This is a genomic window from Rhizobium phaseoli (assembly GCF_010668805.1).
Classification (GTDB): Bacteria; Pseudomonadota; Alphaproteobacteria; order Rhizobiales; family Rhizobiaceae; genus Rhizobium; species Rhizobium phaseoli_A.
The window spans coordinates 1-13,806 of record NZ_WUFT01000004.1 but is presented as its reverse complement, the minus strand read 5'-3'; the positions used below and the strand labels follow the sequence as shown (position 1 = coordinate 13,806).

Annotated in this window: 11 protein-coding genes; all 11 read right to left on the bottom strand. The window is 60.9% G+C overall.

What is annotated here, in order from left to right; translation table 11 throughout:
• Position 1: 1 nt before the first annotated feature.
• The 11 genes from GR197_RS07195 to GR197_RS07145 all read right to left on the bottom strand — a co-directional run bounded on the left by GR197_RS07195 (position 2) and on the right by GR197_RS07145 (position 13,362).
• Positions 2 to 1,045, bottom strand: a complete 1,044-nt coding sequence (locus GR197_RS07195; protein WP_164008006.1) for a LacI family DNA-binding transcriptional regulator — start codon at positions 1,043 to 1,045, stop codon at positions 2 to 4.
• Between the two features lie 173 nt (positions 1,046 to 1,218).
• Positions 1,219 to 2,658: an efflux transporter outer membrane subunit gene (locus tag GR197_RS07190; protein ID WP_164008005.1), complete on the bottom strand. Its 1,440-nt coding sequence runs from the start codon at positions 2,656 to 2,658 to the stop codon at positions 1,219 to 1,221.
• A 150-nt stretch (positions 2,659 to 2,808) separates the two neighbouring features.
• Positions 2,809 to 5,919 (bottom strand): efflux RND transporter permease subunit, encoded by a 3,111-nt coding sequence (locus tag GR197_RS07185; RefSeq protein ID WP_164008004.1) that lies wholly within the window; start codon positions 5,917 to 5,919, stop codon positions 2,809 to 2,811.
• Between the two features lie 47 nt (positions 5,920 to 5,966).
• The gene (locus tag GR197_RS07180; protein ID WP_164008003.1) at positions 5,967 to 7,178 is read right to left on the bottom strand and encodes an efflux RND transporter periplasmic adaptor subunit; all 1,212 of its coding nucleotides are present in this window, start codon (positions 7,176 to 7,178) and stop codon (positions 5,967 to 5,969) included.
• A gap of 157 nt (positions 7,179 to 7,335) precedes the next feature.
• Positions 7,336 to 7,938 (bottom strand): TetR family transcriptional regulator, encoded by a 603-nt coding sequence (locus GR197_RS07175; protein ID WP_164008001.1) that lies wholly within the window; start codon positions 7,936 to 7,938, stop codon positions 7,336 to 7,338.
• A gap of 104 nt (positions 7,939 to 8,042) precedes the next feature.
• Positions 8,043 to 8,987, bottom strand: coding sequence for a phosphoribosylaminoimidazolesuccinocarboxamide synthase (locus GR197_RS07170; RefSeq protein WP_164007999.1), 945 nt, complete (start codon positions 8,985 to 8,987; stop codon positions 8,043 to 8,045).
• A gap of 179 nt (positions 8,988 to 9,166) precedes the next feature.
• Positions 9,167 to 10,909, bottom strand: a complete 1,743-nt coding sequence (locus tag GR197_RS07165; RefSeq protein WP_164007997.1) for an SLC13 family permease — start codon at positions 10,907 to 10,909, stop codon at positions 9,167 to 9,169.
• A 102-nt stretch (positions 10,910 to 11,011) separates the two neighbouring features.
• Positions 11,012 to 11,698: a phosphoribosyltransferase gene (locus GR197_RS07160; RefSeq protein WP_164008559.1), complete on the bottom strand. Its 687-nt coding sequence runs from the start codon at positions 11,696 to 11,698 to the stop codon at positions 11,012 to 11,014.
• A 14-nt stretch (positions 11,699 to 11,712) separates the two neighbouring features.
• The gene (locus GR197_RS07155; protein WP_164007996.1) at positions 11,713 to 12,519 is read right to left on the bottom strand and encodes a pseudouridine synthase; all 807 of its coding nucleotides are present in this window, start codon (positions 12,517 to 12,519) and stop codon (positions 11,713 to 11,715) included.
• Positions 12,520 to 12,675: 156 nt separating this feature from the next.
• Positions 12,676 to 12,882: a hypothetical protein gene (locus tag GR197_RS07150; protein ID WP_007631295.1), complete on the bottom strand. Its 207-nt coding sequence runs from the start codon at positions 12,880 to 12,882 to the stop codon at positions 12,676 to 12,678.
• A 141-nt stretch (positions 12,883 to 13,023) separates the two neighbouring features.
• On the bottom strand, positions 13,024 to 13,362 hold the full coding sequence (locus GR197_RS07145) for a hypothetical protein (protein WP_164007994.1): 339 nt from the start codon (positions 13,360 to 13,362) through the stop codon (positions 13,024 to 13,026).
• Positions 13,363 to 13,806: the final 444 nt, after the last annotated feature.

Genomic DNA, 13,806 nt, shown 5'->3' with positions numbered 1-13,806 from the left:
CTTACGTGTTCTCCATCTCTGAGGTTTTTGGTGCTGGGTGCGCAGGCCCGGATGATTGGCGGACGATCAGCTGCATGGCGACGCGATCGATCTCGGCGGTGACCAGCATGCCCTGCCGGATGCCGCTCGCTCTTATGGTATCCACCAGTGCCGACACGGCAATGCCGGCAATAGCGTCCATGTCCATACGAACCGTCGTCAGCGACGGCGTGACGACCGGCGACCAGATGAGGTCGTCGAAGCCGGTGACGCTGACATCGGCCGGAATGTTGACGCCGGCCTGCTGCAGCTCCGTCAGTGCGCGAAGCGCCTGCAGGTCGGAGAGGGCTGCGAAGGCGGTGAACCCCTGCCTGACTTTTTCGGCGAGACCGAGCGGGCAGCCACTGCCGCTTTCCTGCTCCAGTCTCTCGATCCACAGTGTTTCCGAATGCATGCCCGCGCGCATGCCGGAGCGGATGCCGCCGGCGCGGTCATTCTGCACGTTGGATTCCTGATTGTTGCCGATGATCAAGATGCGGCGATGGCCGAGGCTGGCGAGATGATTGGCGATTTCGCACCCGCCCTGCCAGTGGTCGGCGGCAACCGTATTGCCTGGCGTCGAGGCGGTGTCGATAACGGCGATCGGACAGGCGACGGCGGAAATGCGAGTGGCGCGGCGGGGGATGATGACCATGCCGTCGACGCCGCGCTCGACCAGCCGATTGATCGCCTCGGTCTGGGTGGCGACATCGCCGCGGGAATCGGCGATCAGCACGCCGTAACCGGCGGCGGAAGCGGCGAATTCGATCGCTTGGGCAATCTTTGGGAACAGCGGATTGGCGATATCGGGCAGCACCAGGCCGAGAACGCCGCTGCGGCCGGTCCGTAACGCCCGCCCGGCCTGGCTCGGGACATAACCGAGTTCGGCCGCATGCTCGCGGATCCTTTCAACCAGTTGACCGGATACCCGACCCTTGCCTGATAACGCATTGGAGACCGTAGCGACGGAGACGCCGAGCGACGTCGCTATCCTGCTGAGGTTCGGTCCCGAACGCGATGAAGCCATGATCGACGATGCTCTTGATTAATCGTTTAATCAAGCTTTACCTCAGCTCTTTTCGCTTGTCGATTCCCAATTCATCTTATGTGAGTTATCCGGATACAAAATTCGGTCGACATGAAAAAAGCCCCGCGAGACGATCGCGGGGCTCTGTATGTCGGACAGCACAAGGCGGCCGATCAGGTCTTGGAGGGCTTCATCACGACGGTGGTGTTGGCTACGGTCGTCTTGCCGCCGGGGGCAAAGCCGCCGCCGACCGCGACGTTCAGCGAGACATAGTCCTTGGCCATCTGTTGGACGGCTGCGGCAAGGCTTGCTTGGGCAAGTGAAACCTGGCGCTGGGCGTCGAGAACGTCGAGCAGCGACGAAGCGCCGTCCTTGTAGGATGCTGTCGACAGTTCGAGTGTCTCCTGCGTGGTCTTTACCTGAGCCTGGAGTGCCGAGACCGTGCGGGCGTCACGCCGGACGGCCGCAAGCGCATTCTCGACCTGTTCGATCGCAGTCAGCACGGTCGATTTCCAGTTGAGGTAGGCCGTAGCAGCATCCGACTGTGCCGATTTGACGTTGGCGCGCAGGCGGCCACCATCGAGGATCGGCAGATTGAGGGTCGGGCCGAAGGACCAAGGCGTCAGGCCGCCATGGATGCCGCGCTGATTGATATAGGCCGGCGAAATCGAGCCGCTGAGCGAGATGCTCGGATAAAGCTGCGCCTGGGCAACACCGATATTGGCGGTTGCAGCAGCGAGGTCACGTTCTGCAACGCGGATATCAGGCCGGTTGCGGATCAGGTCCGCCGGGATGCCGGAGGTGATGCTGCCGCGGAACACCGGCTGACCGGCCCCCTTTAGCAGCTCGTCGACGAGAGCCGAAGCAGGCAGGCCGAGCAACGTTGCGATGTGGTGGGCGGAAATGCGGATATTGGTTTCGAGCCCGGGAATTTCGGCGAGCGTCGACTGTACCAAGCCTTCAGCCTGGACGACGTCGAGACGCGAGGCGGCACCAGCTTCAAGCTGGAATTTGGTGAGCTCGTAGGTCTCCTGGCGAGACTTGAGGTTGGCCTTGGAAAGCGCCAGACGCTGCTGGTAATAGCGGACGTCGATATAACTCGAGACCATGTCCTGCACGAGAGTGAGCTTGGCAACATCCGCGGATGCGTAAGCGGCATCGAGCGAAGCAAGAGCGCCTTCCGTGCTGCGCTTGTAGAGGCCGAAGATATCGAGCAGCCAGGTCAGCTGTGCTTCGCCGCCGCTGGTGTTGCGTGTGTCGAACTGCGTGCGCAGCTCGCCCCTCTGGCCGCTGACCGTGTGCGAGGCGCCGACCGTCAGGTTCGGCAGGCCGCCGGCTCCTGCTACGGTGACGTTGGCGGAAGCCGCATTGATGCGTTCGATCGCCTGCTGGATTGACAGGTTCTGGTCGAGGCCGCTCTGGACATAGCCGTTCAGCTTGCGGTCGTTGAAGGCATTCCACCAAGCTACGGTGGTGACATCGCCGTCGCTCTTGGTGCTGCCCTCTCCGAATTTGGCGGGCAGTGGCATCTCAGGAGGAACATGATCCGGGCCAACAACGCAGCCCGACAACAATAACAATAATGCCGGTGTGGCAAAACGAAGAGATACCATTCATTTCATCCTGTACTCGAGCAAGTCAATTCTTGTCGGAAGCTTCATGCTTCACTAACGCCCGCTGCGCCTCGCCCTGTCAAAAACACCATGCCGAAGCAGTCGGCCGCAATGTAGCAACGAGAACAGCATTATCACAGTGCATTTATATCACAGTCCTGCCGCATTTTTGCCGCGTGTGGCAAAGATGCGTCGAATGACGACGAAGAAGGACGGTACGAAGAAGATTCCGAGCATCGTCGCCGCCAGCATGCCGCCGAGAACGCCGATGCCGATGGCGTTTTGTGCCGCCGAACCCGCGCCTGTCGCAATCGCCAGCGGCACGACGCCGAGAATGAAGGCAAGCGAGGTCATGATGATCGGCCGCAGGCGCAATCTCGCCGCTTCCAGCGTCGCTTCGTAGAGACCCATGCCACTTTCCATGCGATCCTTGGCGAACTCGACGATCAGGATCGCGTTTTTTGCCGCCAGCCCGATGGTTGTAAGCAGGCCGACCTTGAAATAGACGTCGTTGGCCTGACCGAACAAGGTTGCTGCCGTCAGCGCCCCGAGAATACCGACAGGCACCGCCATGATCACCGAGAAGGGGATTGACCAGCTTTCGTAGAGCGCTGCAAGGCAGAGGAAGACGACGAGAACGGAGATTGCATAGAGCATCGGCGCCTGCGAACCGGAAAGCCGCTCCTGATAGGAGATGCCCTGCCAGGCGACCGTATAACCGCCGCCAAGCTGTTGGGTCAGCGCTTCCATTTCGTTCATCGCATCGCCGGAGGAAATCCCAGGTGCGGAAGCTCCGTCGAGCGGAATGGCGCTGACGGCGTTGAAGCGGGCAAGCGAGGGCGCACCTTTCACCCACTCCGTCCGGGTAAAGGCGGAGAACGGCACCATTTCGCCGCCATTGTTGCGGGCGTACCAATGGTCGAGATCATCCGGCTGCATGCGGAAGGGCGCATCGCCCTCAACGTAGACGGGCTTGATCTCGCCGTTCAGGGTGAAATCGTTGACGTCGCGGCCGGTGAAGATGATCGACAGCATCGAATTGACCGAGGCGATATCGACGCCCATGGCGCCGATCTTTTCCTGATCGAGCACGATTCGCATCTGCGGCTCGACTTCCTTGTTGCTGCTGCGAAGCGCGACGATCTTGCCCGACGTGTTGCCCATCTGGATCAGCCGCTTGGAGGCGGCTGTCAGGGCATCATTGCCGTGGCCGCCGGTATCGACGAGATACATGGAGAAGCCGCTCGACACGCCGAGGCCCTGGATCGCCGGCGGCAGAAGCGCGAAAACCTGCGCCTCGCGGATCTTGAAGAAACTGCCAAGCGCACGGTTGACGACCGACTGGGCGCTCAGCCCCGGATCGGTACGCTGCGAGAAATCCTTGAGCTTGGTGAAGACGATGGCGCTGTTCTGGCCGGAGCCGTTAAAGCCGAAGCCGAGCGCGCCGAACACCGATTCGACCGCATCCTTCTCATTTTCCCGATAGTACTTCTCGACCTTCTCGACAACCGCCTGGGTCTGCTGGGTGGTCGAGCCCGGCGGCGTGGTGACGATGGTCAGCAAAACGCCCTGGTCTTCCTGCGGCAAGAACGAGCTCGGCAGGCGGGTGAAGAGATAGGCGCAGCCGGCGCCGACGAGCAGGAAGACCAGCATGACGCGGATCGGCCGTTTCAGGAGATAGCCGATGGTGCTGACATAGCCGTTGGTCGAGCGCGTGAAGTTGCGGTTGAACCAATCGCCGACACGGTGTTTCCTGTGTTCGCCGACCGGCTTCAGCATCGTGGCGCAAAGGGCGGGCGTCAGCACGAGGGCGACGAGCGCCGACAGCAGCATGGCCGAGACGATGGTGATCGAGAACTGACGATAGATGATGCCGGTCGAGCCGCCGAAGAAGGCCATGGGAATGAAGACGGCGGTGAGGACGAGGGCGATGCCGACGATGGCGCCGGTGATCTCGCCCATCGACTTTTCCGTCGCCTCGAGCGGCGAAAGCTTCTCTTCGGACATGATGCGTTCGACGTTTTCGACGACGACGATGGCGTCGTCGACGAGAAGGCCGATCGCCAGCACCATGGCAAACATCGTCAACGTATTGATCGAATAGCCGGTGACCGCCAGCACCCCGAAGGTGCCGAGCAGGACGACGGGAACGGCAATCGTTGGGATCAGCGTCGCCCGCAGGTTCTGCAGGAAGATGAGAAGGACCACGAAAACGAGCACGATCGCCTCGATCAGCGTGTGCACCACCTTTTCGATCGACAGCTCGACAAAGGGCGTCGTGTCGTAGGGATAGGTGATTTCCACCCCGGCGGGCAGGCCGCGGCCGATGACAGCGAGCGCAGAGCGCACGCGGGCGGCGGTATCGATGGCGTTGGCGCCGATCGCCAGGTTGACGGCAAAACCGGTCGAGGGCTGGCCGTTGTAACGCGAATTGCCGCCGTAGCTTTCCTGGCCGATTTCGATGCGCGAGACATCGCTCAGGCGCACCGTCGCGCCATCCTTTTCGACCTTCAGAATAATGTGCTCAAAATCGGCGACGGTGGTCAGCTGACTTTGCGCAGTGATGGTAACGTTGATCTGCTGGCCGGGGATTGCCGGCTGGGCACCGAGCGAACCGACCGACACCTGGGTGTTCTGCGCCTGGATGGCGGCGGTGACGTCGCTCGGCGTCAACTGGTATTTCAGCAGCTTGAAGGGGTCGAGCCAGACGCGCATGGCGTATCCCGAGCCGAAGACATTGATGCTGCCGACGCCTTCCAAACGCTGGATCTGGTCCTCGATCGAGGTCGACACGATGTTGCCGAGGTCGACCGAATTGCGCTTGCCGTCGGTGGAAACGAGCGAGCCGACGAGAAGAATGCTGGAGGTCGAGCGGGTGACGCTGATGCCGGCATCGATGACGTCGCTCGGAAGCTTCGACTGAACCAGCTGCAGCTTGTTCTGCACCTGTACCTGGGCGATATCAGGGTCGGCGCTTGTCCCGAAGGTCAACTGGATGCTGGCCGAACCCGTCGACGAGGTGGATGTCATATAGGTGAGATCGTCGAGGCCGGTCATCCCGTCCTCGATGATCGTTGTCACCGATTTCTCGACCGTCTCAGCACTCGCACCCCGATAGGTGGCATTGATACGGACCGTCGTCGGCGCGATGTCGGGATATTGCGAGATCGACAGGGTGGAGATCGCCAGCAGGCCGGCGAGCATGATGGTGATCGCAATGACCCAGGCGAAAATCGGACGTCGGATGAAAAACTTGGCCATCGGTTGTTCCTGTGCGGCTGAGACGGTGACGTAGGGGCTCGAAGCGATTACTTCGCTGCGGGCTTCTGTGCGTCACCGGCCGCGGGCTGCTCGGCAGCCACGACCACGCCGTTGTCGGTGATCTTCATCGGAACCGGCTTCACCGGCATGCCTGAGGTGATCGATTGCAGGCCGCTGACGATCAGCTGATCGCCGTCCTTGATGCCTTCGGTCACGAGCCAGGAATTGTTGGAGGGTGAGCTGTTCTCGAAAGCGCGGGTTTCGACCTTGCCATCGGCGGAAACGAACTGTGCCGTCAAACGGCCGTTGGCATCACGGCTCGTTGCCAGTTGCGGCAAGGCATACCCCGCCTCGGCGCCGAGTTCGACGGTTGCCCGGACATACATGCCGGGCAGCACGATACGGTCGGGATTGGGAAAGAGCACGCGGATAATGAAGGTGCCGGTGGTCTCACTGACGACCTGCTTCGACATGTCGAGCTTGCCCTGCTGATTGTATTCCTTGCCGTCTTCGAGGATCAGGTGGAAGACGACATTGGCTGCGCCCTTGATGTCGCCGGCGGCCATCGCATCGCGCAGCTTCAGCAGGTTGGTGCTCGATTCCGTCAGCGAGATATAGATCGGATCAAGTTGGCGGATCGTCGTCAGCGCCGTCGTCTGATTGGCTGAAACGACGTTGCCGACATTATAGGCCGTCTGGTCGCTGACGCCGTCGAAGGGCGCGATGATCCTGGTGTGATCGAGATCGATCTGTGCGGCGGACAGAGCTGCCTTTGCCGACTCGACTTCGGCCTTGGCCTGAAGCAGCGTCGTCTTGGCCGTTTCGAATTCGATCTGGGTGGCGCCACTGCCGACGAGGCGCTGGTAGCGGTCGAGATTGCTTTCAGCGCTCGGCACACTCGCTTCGGCTTTGGAGATTGCTGCCTTGGCTTGCTCGACGGCGGCGATATAGGGCGCATCCTCGATCTGGTAGAGAAGGTCGCCCTTCTTGATCTCGCCGCCTTCCTTGAAGGCGATCTCGCGGATGAGCCCGCTTACCTGCGGCCGGATATCGGCCGTCTGGAAGGTTTCGGCGCGGCCGGGAAGGATCGTGGTGATCGGGAAACTCGCCTTTTTCAGCGTGATCACCCCGACGGGCGCGGCCTGCTGGGCCGCGCCGGCGGATGCATTGCCGGCGGACTTGCTGGCGTTATCGCTGCAGGCTGCGAGCAATGCGCCGAACGCCAGCGCCGAGGAGATGAGGAGGGCACGCCGTATCATTCTGAATTCCCTGTGCGGTGGCAGTTGCCGTTCAATCCATGGCCGCGGCTCGGCCGAGCGCAGGCTTGTATAAGCGTCAGGATTGGTTCGGCATTCAAATGCCATTAACCGAATTTAACAAAGGCTTTACGAAGTGACGTAAGTCAGCGATCGTCACTTAGCAAGCGTTATTTTGCAGTGCGGCATCGACGAAGCTTACGATGTGCTCGGCACGGCGCACGAGTGTTTCCTTGTCGTCGCGGGCGATCAGGAAAGGGTGCAGCACGCAGGCCAGCACGTCTGCGACGGTGCGTGCCGCGCTCTCGGGATCGCGGCAATGATAACGTCCCTCCGCCATTCCCTCGCCGATGATCTCACCGAGCTTTTCTTCGATACGGGCGCGATAACGGTTGCCGGCCTCGAGTTTGGCCTCGATTGTCGAAAGCACCATTTCGAAGATGTAAGGGTTCTTCTGGATGTCCTGCAGATGGCCTTCGAGGAGGCGAAGGACGAAGCGAAGCAGTTGCTCCTTCGGCGGCAGGTCCTGGTCGAAGGCTGCAAAACGCTCGGTCGCATTGTCGAGATGGCGCCCGGCGATCGCATCGATCAGCGCGACCTTGGACCGGAAATGCTTGAAGACATTGGCCGGCGACATGTGGAGCGCGCCGGCGATGTCGGCAATCGACACCGCGACATAGCCACGCTCGCGAAACAGCATCTCCGCCATGGAGAGAATGTCTTTCCGCGTTTCCTCGGCCTTGCGTCTCGGCCTTCTTGCCATCCGTCCCCCGCCGGGCGAGCCCGATCCTTCTTTCGGCTGATGTTAGCGCGATTGCACGAAATGCAGCAAGTCGATGATTGACCGGCGGCTTTCGCGCCGCCCTCTCAGAGGAAGTAGGGGGCGAGGTTCTTTCGGACACGGGCCAGCGGCGTCTCGCCATTATCATCGGGCACAAAGCGCTGGCCGGTGATCGCCTCATACGCCTTGATATAGACGGCCGAGGTCTGCTCGATCAGTTCGTTGGGGATTTCCGGAATGTCGTCCTTATAAGGGTCGCAGCGCTCTGCCACCCAGGCGCGGACGAAATCCTTGTCGAAACTTTCCGGACGTTTTCCGGCGGCGAAGCTTGCCGGATAGCTTTCGGCAAGCCAGTAGCGGCTGCTGTCGGGTGTGTGGATCTCGTCGGCGAGGATGATATTGCCGTCGTCATCGGTGCCGAATTCATATTTGGTGTCGACCAGAATCAGGCCGCGTTTCGCGGCCATCTCCTGGCCGCGGGCAAAAAGCGCGAGCGCGTATCGCGACAGGATCTGCCACTGCTCCTTGGTCAGAAGGCCACGCGTGACGATTTCGTCAGGGGTCAGCGGTTCGTCATGGCCGCCATCGAATTCCTTGCTGGTCGGGGTGATGACGGGTTCGGGCAGGATCTGGTTGTCGCGCATGCCGTCTGGCAGGCGCATGCCGTACATCTCGCGCTCACCCTTCTTATAGAGTGTCAGGATCGAGGTGCCGGTGGTGCCGGCGAGATAACCGCGCACGACGATCTCGACCGGCAGGATGTCGAGCCGCGTGCCGATGACGACATTCGCATCGGGATAGTCGAGAACGTGGTTCCGGCAGATATCCCTTGTCGCCTCGAACCAGTAGCGCGCCGTCTGCGTCAGCACCTGGCCCTTATAGGGAATGCAGGTGAGAATGCGGTCGAAGGCGCTCAACCGGTCGGTGCTGATGATAATCCTACGTCCGTCGGGAAGATCGTAATTCTCTCGCACCTTGCCGCGATAATAGTTCGGCAGTTCCGGGAAATGGGCTTCGGAGAGGATTCGCACGGCGCTCGACTGTCCTTGTGATTGGGTGAAGGCTTCCTGCTCTACTGCATAATTCCTTAAATCGGAATCGATTTAAGGAATTATGCAGCACTCAAAGTGCTACAGCGTCCTTTGCGCGTCTGAAAGACGCGCGGTGCTGTAGGCATTGCCGGGAAGTCAAGGTGGCGCCAATTATCGCATCACAGCCAGAACAGAGCCAGGAGAATCAAGGCGAGGCCGTAACTTGTAACGGCAACTGGCCAGCCGGCGCGCAGGAAGTCACTGAAACGGTAGCCGCCAATGCCCATTGCCAACGTATTGTTATGATGGCCGAAGGGCGTCAGGAAATCGAGCGAGGCGCCGGCGGCGACAGCGATCAGATAGGCGTGCGGCGCATGGTTGCCGGCTTTTGCGAATTCCAATGCGATCGGGGCCAGGACGATTGCGACCGTCGCGTTGTTGACGAAGGGCGTCAGCGCCATGGCGAGGAAGAGGATGAGAGCAATGCCGAAGAGCGGATGGGTGATCGGCACGGCGAGGCTCAGCCAGCCGGCAATGGTTTCGGCCGCCCCGGTGGTTGCCACCGCCTGACCGATCGGGATCATCGCCGCCAGCATGATAATGATCGGCCAGTTGAGATCGGCCATCCCCTGGCGGATATTCAGATGATTGAGCAAAGCGAGCACGAGCACGACGCCGGCAAAGGAAACATCGGGACGCAAGCCGGCCGCGGAGGCGGCGATGCCGCAGGCAAAGAGCACGAAGGGCCGCCAGGAAAGCGAGGCCGGTTCGCTCGAAGCGGCCGAAGCGAGCGGCAGGCACTCGCTTTCTTCAAGCGCTTCGGCGATCGCCATGCGCAGGCCCTCTAACGTCAGTATATCGCCAATCGACAGCTGGAGGTCGAGGAAGCGGCCCTCAATGCGCGGCGCGCGCAAGGAAAGAGCGGTGATCGCAACGCCGCGACTGTGAAAGATTTCGAGCGAGCGGATCCGCGATCCGACCAGCGTGCTTTCCGGCATGACGACGGCTTCGACACGGGTAAAATCCGGCTGCAGGCTATGCGGATGGGCATCGGCCATCAGCGCCTGCGCGGCGGCAAGGCCGACAAAGACCGTATCGCCACCTTCGGCAAGCAGCACGTCGCCGGCTTCGATCACCGACTGGTCGAGCGGTCCGAAGACGAAATTGTCGCCACGGATCAGCGCATGCGGCTTGATGCCGAAACGCGGAGGGCAATCGGAAAGCCGCACGCCGATCAGCGGCGAACCGTCGGGGATGCGACGCTCGACGACGATACGCCGCCGGGCCGGAGAGGCCGTCGCCGGCGCTTCGTCGAGATCTGGAAACAGCCGCTGCACGCGAAAAGCGAGGAGAAATATGCCGGCGATTGCAACCGGCAGGCCGACATAGGCGAAATCGAAAAAGCGAAAGCTCGCGCCGGTCGCGTTAGTGAGCGCATCGCTGACGAGCAGGTTGGCCGGTGTGCCGATCAGCGAAACGAGACCGCCGAGCAGTGCTGCGAATGAGACCGGCATGACGAGTTGGCGACGGGGGATCGCCAGAGCCGTGCCGAGCCGCAGCGCCACCGGCAGGGTGATCGCAAAGGCACCGATATTGTTCATAAAGATGGAGATGAAGCCGGTAAGAGAAGAAATGCCTGATATAACCTGGAAGCCCGAGGGGCCTGCGGCCGCGAAACGGGCAGCAAGACCGTCGAAGAGCCTGGCGCGTGCCAGCACCTGGACGATCAGCAGGATCTCGACGACTGTGACGACGACGGGGCTGGCGAAGCCCGTGAAGATCTGATCCGCGGGATAAAGGCCGAGTGCATGGCCGGCAAGCAGACCGGCGATCGAGACCACCTCGATGCGGAAGCGATCGAGTGAGAAGAGAACGAGCATCGCCAGCAGAAGGATCAGCAGGGATGCTTGCTCGAACGTCATGCGTGGATCCGGTGTTTCATCGACCGAGCAGACTGTAATCGTTCCTCATGCGCTGTACAGAGATGCCTTCAGGCAAATATTGAACAATTCTGATATCTCGCATCACACTGGCGGAGCCTGCCACCGGCCCGCTGCGTTCCGCTCCAGAATGGGCGTTGCGAAAACGCCGACTGTGCGCTCGATCCATTGCGGCGCGAGGGCCGCAAGGCTTTCGCGCCAGCGCTCCGATTGCAGCATCGCGGCACCGATGGCGGCGGGTTCGATGCCGCAGGCCGTCAGCAGGTGAAGACCAGCGGCGATCGAGGCGCCGCTGGAAATGACGTCATCAATCAGAGCGACGCGCCGTCCGGTCAGCAGCGGCAGCATGCGCGGGTCGATATAGAGCCGTTTCTGTTGCGTCGGCGTTGTGATCGAGGACAAGGCAACGGAGAGCTCGTCGCGGTACCAGAATTTGCGCGAGGTGCCGAGTGGAACATACCTGTTGTGGCCGAGCTTCTGCGCCACGGCGGCGGCAAGTGTCAGGCCGAGCGTCGGCAGGCCGGCGACGACATCGATGGACATCGGCCTGATCTTTTTGGCGAGGCTTTCGGCGAGCGCATCGAGGACGGCAAAGCTCGCTTGGTTGACAATCAGCGAGGCGAGGGCGTGATCGCCATCCGCCAGCACGCGGATCGGCAGGCGAAGCTGGCGGCCATCCTCCAGCGCAGCGACATAAAAGGAGGTGAACTCGCCGGTGGCGGCGAAGGTGCCGGGCGGATGAAACTCCTGCCAGAAATCATGCGGCGCCATGCCAGCCCCATCCGTCAATTGCGTCTTGTCCTTTCAACGCCGGTTTTCCGCCGCAGCGACTGCAATTCCGCTTCGGTCAGCGCACGCACGGCGCCTTTCGGCAGCTGGCCGAGTTCAAGCCCGCCGATCGCAACGCGCACGAGGCGCAGACATTCGGTTCCAAGCGCCTCCAGCATGCGGCGAATCTGGCGGTTGCGGCCCTCGTCAAGCTCGACCTCGATCCATGAATTCCGGTCGCCTTGGCGCAAGCGCCGCGCGGCGGTCGCCGTCAGCAATTCGCCGTCGTCGCAGATGCCCGATGTCATGGCGGCGATACCCTCATCGTCGATGACGCCGTCGATCTGGACATGGTAGGTCTTCGTGACATGGGTGATCGGATCGAGCAGGATCTGGGCGAATTCGGTGTCGTTGGTGAACAGCAGCAGCCCCTCGCTTGCCTTGTCGAGCCGGCCGACGGGGGAGAGATGCGGTATGTCGAAATCCCGGAGACAATCATAGACCGTCGGCCTGCCTTCAGGATCATGGCGGGTCGTGACGAGACCACGGGGCTTGTTGAGCATCAGATAGATTTTCGCCTCCGCAGCGATCACGAGGCCGTCGACGCTGATCCGGGCGTTTGCAAGATCAACCCATGCAGCGATATCGGTGATGGTGCGGCCGTCGACGGCGACGCGGTTTTCGGCAATCAGCCGTTCGGCCTGCGTTCGGGAGCAATAACCGAGCTTGGAGAGGGCGCGGGGAAGGGTGACTCGTCTACCTGCAGCGCTATCGGCGGGCTTTGTCCGCTCACGAGTCTTATGCGGTGGGCGCCGCTCCCTCATCTGACGTCCTTGTCTTGCCTCGTGCCCTCTCTTGGCATGAACGGCGCATGGATGCCAGCGACGCAAAGAAAAACGGAGGGAATGAATAAATGCCGCAAAAAGGCTTCAGCGCTTAATGGCAAAGCGCCGTGGAGGCTTGCTGGGGATCGGACTGCCTCAGCGGCAGACCATGAAGCCGGCCAGTTCCTTGCGGCTGACGACGATACCGGCGGCGGCCTTGACCGGGTCCGGATGTGTGTAGGATAGGCTTGGCATTTCCGGCAAGTCGAGTGCCTGGCGCATATTCATGATGCCGACGGCGTGACGACCATTGGCGCCGTCGACGCTGACTTCGATGATGCAGTTGGCCCTCTTGTTTTCCATGGTAGTCCTCCCTTCGTTTTTTATGTTCCCATAGCTGGCATTAAAAATTGGTTTTTGTAAGACATAAGCGTTTACGCACCCGACCGAAAGACAGATCGGCGGGTGCGTAAAAGAACCGGTTGATGCGTGGATGTGGCGGGCTCAGCGCCACCATTGCCGAGGTTGCGGCTGTTGACTGCCGGACAGCAGATATCCGGCAAGAAATCCGATGGCGCCTGCAAGTGCCAGCGCGGTGGTCGTTGCGGCCGGATGCTCGCGGGCGGCGTCGGCGGCAGCGACGCCTTCAGCCTTGATTTGGGCGACCGCGTTCTTTGCCCGGGGCAGGGCTTCTTCATAAGCCTTGCCGGCGCGGCCGCGCACTTCGTAATAGGCTTCGGCGCCTTGAGCGGAAATCATCTTCTGCAGGCGCGAGACTTCCTGTTGGAGTGCGGCGATGTCCTTGCTGACAGATGCTCTAATATCATCGGTGTTGGCAGCCATGTCGGTCTCCTTCCTTCAATGGGAGAGAAAACACCTCAGACAGAGATAGGTTCCGAAACGCCCGCCGTTGATTTGCGACGGAAATTTAAAGCTCACCAATTGAGGCGGCTTAATCCTTCATTAACCATAAATTCGCGCAAGCCACTGTTTTTCGCTATCTTTCCGCGGTTGAAAGCGACTTTCCGACGGATTTTTGACCAGACGATAAACAAATTTTCAGGAATCCGCCCCGAGGCAGCCTCTTGTGGATAACGTTCACCGACAAAAACGCCAGCCGAATCAGCCTGTTACAAAAATGTCAAAAAACTTTCGGGCTGGCTGTTGACTGTTTGGGAGGGTTAGTTCTATAAGCCCACTCACTGAACGAGGGCGGCGGCGCTGCTGGCGACGAAGTCTTTCGTTCTAAAGAAACTCAAGCGGATTAGCGATTGCTGGTTTGTGTTC

Excerpts from the sequence above, each read along its gene's own strand:
- GR197_RS07195 (WP_164008006.1), bottom strand. The coding sequence starts at position 1,045 with ATGGCTTCATCGCGTTCGGGACCGAACCTCAGCAGGATAGCGACGTCG.
- GR197_RS07190 (WP_164008005.1), bottom strand. The coding sequence starts at position 2,658 with ATGGTATCTCTTCGTTTTGCCACACCGGCATTATTGTTATTGTTGTCG.
- GR197_RS07185 (WP_164008004.1), bottom strand. The coding sequence starts at position 5,919 with ATGGCCAAGTTTTTCATCCGACGTCCGATTTTCGCCTGGGTCATTGCG.
- GR197_RS07180 (WP_164008003.1), bottom strand. The coding sequence starts at position 7,178 with ATGATACGGCGTGCCCTCCTCATCTCCTCGGCGCTGGCGTTCGGCGCA.
- GR197_RS07175 (WP_164008001.1), bottom strand. The coding sequence starts at position 7,938 with ATGGCAAGAAGGCCGAGACGCAAGGCCGAGGAAACGCGGAAAGACATT.
- GR197_RS07165 (WP_164007997.1), bottom strand. The coding sequence starts at position 10,909 with ATGACGTTCGAGCAAGCATCCCTGCTGATCCTTCTGCTGGCGATGCTC.
- GR197_RS07160 (WP_164008559.1), bottom strand. The coding sequence starts at position 11,698 with ATGGCGCCGCATGATTTCTGGCAGGAGTTTCATCCGCCCGGCACCTTC.
- GR197_RS07155 (WP_164007996.1), bottom strand. The coding sequence starts at position 12,519 with ATGAGGGAGCGGCGCCCACCGCATAAGACTCGTGAGCGGACAAAGCCC.
- GR197_RS07150 (WP_007631295.1), bottom strand. The coding sequence starts at position 12,882 with ATGGAAAACAAGAGGGCCAACTGCATCATCGAAGTCAGCGTCGACGGC.
- GR197_RS07145 (WP_164007994.1), bottom strand. The coding sequence starts at position 13,362 with ATGGCTGCCAACACCGATGATATTAGAGCATCTGTCAGCAAGGACATC.